3 protein-coding genes are annotated in these 4299 nt (G+C 35.9%); all 3 read left to right on the forward strand.

Features of this window, described 5'->3' with window-relative positions:
• The coding region (locus AC06OU_RS11635) for an IPT/TIG domain-containing protein (protein ID WP_475855943.1) at positions 1–2821 on the forward strand (2821 nt) is incomplete at its 5' end.
• A 540-nt stretch (positions 2822–3361) separates the two neighbouring features.
• Positions 3362–3724 (forward strand): flagellar protein FlaG, encoded by a 363-nt coding sequence (locus AC06OU_RS11640; protein ID WP_475855945.1) that lies wholly within the window; start codon positions 3362–3364, stop codon positions 3722–3724.
• 23 nt (positions 3725–3747) lie between these two features.
• Positions 3748–4299: flagellar cap protein FliD N-terminal domain-containing protein (locus AC06OU_RS11645; protein WP_475855947.1), on the forward strand; the 552-nt coding region annotated here is incomplete at its 3' end.

Genomic DNA, 4299 nt, shown 5'->3' on the forward strand with positions numbered 1-4299 from the left:
TTTACCACATTCTGCAAGTGCATCGAACCTTGTAGGAAGTGATCTTGTGAATATCACAAAAACAGTCGATGTGACAAGTCTAGTAGAAGACGATATTGCAAATGTCACAATATCAGTTAAGGGAACTCCAAAGGATTCCACATATGTTAGACCTAATGATGTTATTTTAATTGTTGATAAATCCGGAAGTATGACACAGGATAATCGTATAAATGCAGCTAAAGAGGCAACAAAAGAGTTCATTGATCTAATGGATTTAACGAAACATCAAGTAGGGATTGTTGATTTTAGCGCTTCTGCATCCTCGTACCCATTAACAACTGATGCAACGGCTGCAAAGAATTATGTGGATACAATCAAAGCAAACGGGGGAACAGCAACAGGTGCAGCAGTTAGAGCAGCTACGGCGATGCTTGCGAATCATCGCCCAGAAGCACAACCAACAATCGTGATTCTAACTGATGGTGCAGCAGATAACTCATCTGATGCATTAGCGAGTGCTAAGGCAGCTAAAGATGCAGGAATTATTTTTTACTCTATTGCATTATTGGGGCCAAATGATGACCCAACTACTAGTGCACCTAACCAATTGCTAAAAAATATGGCTACATCGGGAGACCATCACCATTTTGTACTTGGTTCAGTAGGCTTATCTGATGTGTACAAAAGAATTGTTGAAGAAATTGGATTAGCAAGCGCATATAATGTGAAACTAACAGACACGATTTCACCTGAATTCGAAATCGTTCCTGGGTCATATGACAATAATATACCTAAACCTAAAGTTACTGGAAATACATTAGAATGGGATATATTAGAATTAAAGTCGAAGGAACTAACGTTTACTTATCAAATTCGAGCAAAGACAACAACGGAAGCTGGAAAATACTTACTTGGTACTACTTCAGCAACCTTTGAAGATCATCAAAAAGTAAACTATACAGTAGACACTAAAAATCCAATGATTGATGTTTTAAATCCAGCACCAATTATTACTTCTATTAATCCCGAGAAGGGGTTAACGACTGGTGGGGAAGAAGTTACAATTACAGGACAAAAGTTTCTACCAGGAGCTAAAGTATACTTTGGCAAAAATGAAGCAACGGTTCTTTCTGAATCCTCAAATGAGATTGTGGTGAACACGCCTCTTGGTGTTCAAGGGACGACAGTTGAAGTGAAAGTAGTCAATACTGATAATCAATTCGCAATCGGATCATTTATGTATTATGCTGATCCAACAATTTCTTATGTATCACCAGCAGAAGGTAAAATGGAAGGTGGCAATCAGGTAGCTGTCTACGGTTCTAACTTCTTAAATGGGGCTAAAGTATATATAAATGGAGTAGAGGCCGCTACAAGTTTTAGTACACAAGTAAGACTTTATGCCATTGTCCCGGAATCGAATACAGATGGACTCGTTTCAGTGAAAGTAGTCAATCCAGATGGCACAGAAGTGGAAAAAGCGGATGCTTATAATTATTTAACGCCACCGCCACCACCTGTTATTCAATTAGATAGTCTTTCTGCTACATCTGGGAAATTAACTGGCGGAGAATCTGTTTTTCTTCTAGGAAAAAACTTTGATAACAATGTAAAAGTTTATTTTGGTGATAAAGAGGCTATTGTAAACTATTATGCGAGCTCTACTAAAATTCGCGTTAATGTGCCACAATCCGATTCTGAAGGATTTGTGACAGTGAAAGTGGTTAACCCAGATGGTACTTTTTCTGAACTAACAAATGCATACGAATATTTAGCACCGCCACCTACACCTGTTCAATTAGATAGTCTTACTACTACATCTGGGAAATTAACTGGCGGAGAAAATGTTATTCTTCTAGGAAAAAACTTTGATCAAAACGTAAAAGTTTATTTTGGTGATAAAGAGGCTATTGTAAACTATTATACGAGCTCTACTAAAATTCGCGTTAATGCGCCACAATCCGATTCTGAAGGATTTGTGACAGTGAAAGTGGTTAATCCAGATGGTTCTTTTTCTGAACTAACAAATGCATACGAATATTTAGCACCGCCACCTGCACCTGCTGTTCAATTAGATAGTCTTACTATTACATCTGGGAAATTAACTGGCGGAGAATCTGTTTTTCTTCTAGGAAAAAACTTTGATCAAAACGTAAAAGTTTATTTTGGTGATAAAGAGGCTATTGTAAACTATTATTCGAACTCTACTAAAATTCGTGTTAATGTGCCACAATCCGATTCTGAAGGATTTGTGACAGTGAAAGTGGTTAATCCAGATGGTACTTTTTCTGAACTAACAAATGCATACGAATATTTAGCACCGCCACCTGTACTTGCACCGACGATTACATCTCTTTCAAGCAACTCAGGAACAGTTTCTGGTGGTGAATCTGTTACAATTACAGGAACTAATTTTAAAAGTGGAGCGAAAGTTTATTTTGGAGACAAAGCGGCTGTAATAAATTCAATAACTAGCACAGCAATTAAAGTAAAGGTACCTGCTTCAACTATTTCTGGTCTAGTATCTGTAAAGGTTGTTAATGCTGACCTACAGGAAGTAATCCTGTATGATGGATATAACTATGAACCTGCTTCTATTACTATTACAAGTTTATCTGTCACAAGTGGTTCAGTCAAAGGTGGCAACTTAGTCAATATTTATGGTACTAACTTCGATGGTTTAATGACTGTAACTGTTGATGGACAGGAAGTAGCTTATGAATACTTTGCAACAAATCGTATCCGTATCCAAATGCCAAAGGCTAACGCAGCAGGTACAGTTGATATTACGGTAGATAGAGCAGGGGTACAAGCTTCTAGCCAATATACTTACAAATAAAAAAGGTTATCAATCTTTTAGTGTTGCTTAAGTTTAGGTCTTAAATCAAATGTTGGGGTGTAGTAAATTTTTTACTACACTCTTTTTTTTGTGAAAGAGGTTGATTTCTCTCCAGGCAGCCTCCGTTTCACCTACACCACGCGCAACAGGATGTTGTTCAACTTCTTCTTCTTCTTTTTAGGGTTGAATCACGAAAAATTGAATACTCAACCTGGTGCGATTTCCGTTACGCTTTCACAGCAAAAAGCGTTAGCCGTCTGCTACACTGGACGATCCTGCTCCAATCAGTCTTATTACGGAGACGTACTCTACCATTTTTATTTACAGAATTGAATAATATGTTGGTTTTAAAATGTTCATACGTTTGAAAAACAAAAAGTTTTAATCATAAGTAAGTGTTAAATAGCATTCACTGGCTAGAAGGGCTTATAATACATATTTAATTCTATAGAGTCCTTAAAAAACGAAACTAAAAAAATTTTTTTTATTACCGATATTACTTATAACAAAGCTTGTATTTTAGTCAAGGGGGATAAAAATATGCGTATACAGGAACATGCTAACACGGATACGAGAGTAATTAATAAAGCTATTCCTAATAAAGGCGAAATTTTAAATAGCGAAGTTATTCAAGTAAATGTAACGGAAGCTACAAAGTTAGTAGAAGATAGTCTAGATACGAAGAACCAAGTAAAAGATGTAGTCAATAAAATGAATGAAATGTTAGAAGTAAATCAAAGCACCGCAAAATTCATTTATCATGAAGGCCTAGACCGTTACTATGTAACTGTCGTAAATAAAGAGACGGATGAGGTTGTGAAAGAAATTCCTCCCAAAAAGCTTCTAGATGCCTTTTATGAAATGCAAAAAATGCTTGGAATGATAGTGGATGAAAAAATTTAATAATAATTTAGGAGGAATTTAACATGGCATCAACAAATGCAACTTCATTTTCTTATTTAAGTACAGCGGGAAGTCGTTTTACCGGATTAGCTTCTGGTATGGATATCGATTCAATTGTAGAAAAATTAATGAAAGCTGAAAGCGCTAAAATGGAAAAGCTTCAGCAACAAAAGCAAAAATACGAGTGGCAACGTGATTCTTATCGTAGCATTAATACGAAATTAGAGGCATTTCGTACAGAAGGATTTGATAAATATTTATCGACTTCATTTAATACAAAGTCAGCTACTGTATCAGATTCATCTAAAATCTCAGTTAAGGCTAGTTCTGATGCAACAGCATCATTGACGATTTCTTCTGTTTCACAGCTAGCTCAGTCTGCTAATAAGGTATCTACACTTTCATTAGCATCTGGATCAACTGATATTGTAAAAGGAACTAACGCTTTAAATGATTTAGGTATTACAGGTGATGGAGCAGTTACAGTAAATGTAATACAAAAAGATGGTACCTTAAAAGAAACAACTATTAACTATAAATCTACAGATACAGTGGATTCCTTTATAAAAAATATA

This window comes from Psychrobacillus sp., assembly GCF_056205495.1.

What these genes read in the sequence shown, in the direction of transcription:
- AC06OU_RS11640 (WP_475855945.1), top strand. Translation starts at nt 3,362, where the DNA reads ATGCGTATACAGGAACATGCTAACACGGATACGAGAGTAATTAATAAA.